This window comes from Robinsoniella sp., assembly GCF_034124845.1.
The window spans coordinates 17,324-18,813 of the sequence record NZ_JAWYAJ010000447.1; the positions used below are offsets into that span (position 1 = coordinate 17,324).

1 protein-coding gene is annotated in these 1,490 nt (G+C 43.6%); it reads left to right on the forward strand.

The annotated features are described in order from the left end of the window. The first annotated feature begins 53 nt into the window (after nucleotides 1–53). Nucleotides 54–1,424 carry a citrate/2-methylcitrate synthase gene (locus ACH2DQ_RS22125; protein ID WP_394915005.1) on the forward strand — a complete coding sequence of 457 codons (1,371 nt, stop codon included), beginning with the start codon at nucleotides 54–56 and terminating at the stop codon, nucleotides 1,422–1,424. Nucleotides 1,425–1,490 lie beyond the last annotated feature (66 nt).

Genomic DNA, 1,490 nt, shown 5'->3' on the forward strand with positions numbered 1-1,490 from the left:
CTGTCAGAAAAGATTTTTCAAACACGTTCAAAACAGAACAGGAGGAAACAACTATGAGTACGTATTCAGAAATTACACCTGATATTCTCTCTCTTTCCAAGCTGGCTACTGATACCAGCCAGATCAACACGGAGCTGTACACAAAATACGAAGTAAAAAGAGGTCTTCGTGATATTAGTGGTAAGGGCGTCCTTGCAGGTCTGACAGACATTGCAGAGATCCGATCCTATACCGTTGTAGACAGCGAAATGATTCCTTGTGAAGGTAAACTCTTCTACCGCGGCATCGATGTGGAAGACATCATCCAGGGCTTCATCCATGATGACCGTTATGGCTTTGAAGAAGTAACTTATCTGCTTCTTTTCGGAGCACTTCCAACGGAAGAGCAATTACGTGATTTTTCCAACCTGCTTGCTACATACCGCACACTGCCAACCAGCTTTGTCCGGGATATTATTATGAAAGCACCAAGCCAGGACATGATGAACACCCTGGCACGAAGCGTCCTGACACTTTATTCCTATGATGACAGGGCAGATGACGTATCTATTCCAAATGTCCTCAGACAATGCCTGCAGTTAATCAGCCTTTTCCCTATGCTTTCTGTATATGGCTACCAGGCATACAGCCACTATCACGATGGCAACAGCCTTTTTATCCACTCACCCCAGCCGGAACTATCTACCGCTGAAAACATTCTTCATATTTTACGCCCAAATAGTAAATTTACAAAACTGGAAGCTAAGATTTTAGACGTTGCACTGATTCTCCATATGGAACATGGCGGCGGTAATAACTCTACTTTCACAACCCATGTGGTATCTTCTTCCGGAACAGACACCTACTCTTCTATGGCTGCTTCCCTGGGTTCTTTAAAAGGACCAAAACACGGCGGAGCCAATATCAAAGTAGTCAAGATGTTTGAAGACATGAAAAAAACGGTAAAAGACTGGTCTGATGAAGAGGAAATCAAAAATTACCTGAAACGTTTGTTAAACAAAGAGGCTTTTGACCATGCCGGACTGATCTATGGTATGGGACACGCCGTTTATTCTCTGTCCGATCCAAGAGCAAATATATTTAAATCCTTTGTAGAAAGCCTTTCCAAAGAAAAAGGAAGAGAAGAAGAGTTTAAGCTCTATTCTATGATTGAGCGCCTGGCTCCCCAGGTAATCGGAGAAGAACGTAAAATCTATAAAGGTGTAAGCGCTAACGTTGACTTTTACAGCGGCTTTGTTTACAGTATGCTGGATCTTCCCACCGAGTTGTTTACACCCATCTTTGCAATCGCGCGAGTTGTGGGCTGGAGCGCACACCGCATTGAAGAATTGGCAAACAACGGAAAAATTATCCGTCCTGCTTATAAGAGCGTTGCAAAACATAAAGAATATACACCGCTGCACGAACGTTCCGAGGCTGAATAAGCTTATTCCATAAAATCAAGTAGGAGGGAGTGACTAACTCCCGTCCTCTCACACCACCTGGCATAC

Coding starts and splice junctions, on each gene's coding strand:
- ACH2DQ_RS22125 (WP_394915005.1), top strand. CDS start 54: ATGAGTACGTATTCAGAAATTACACCTGATATTCTCTCTCTTTCCAAG.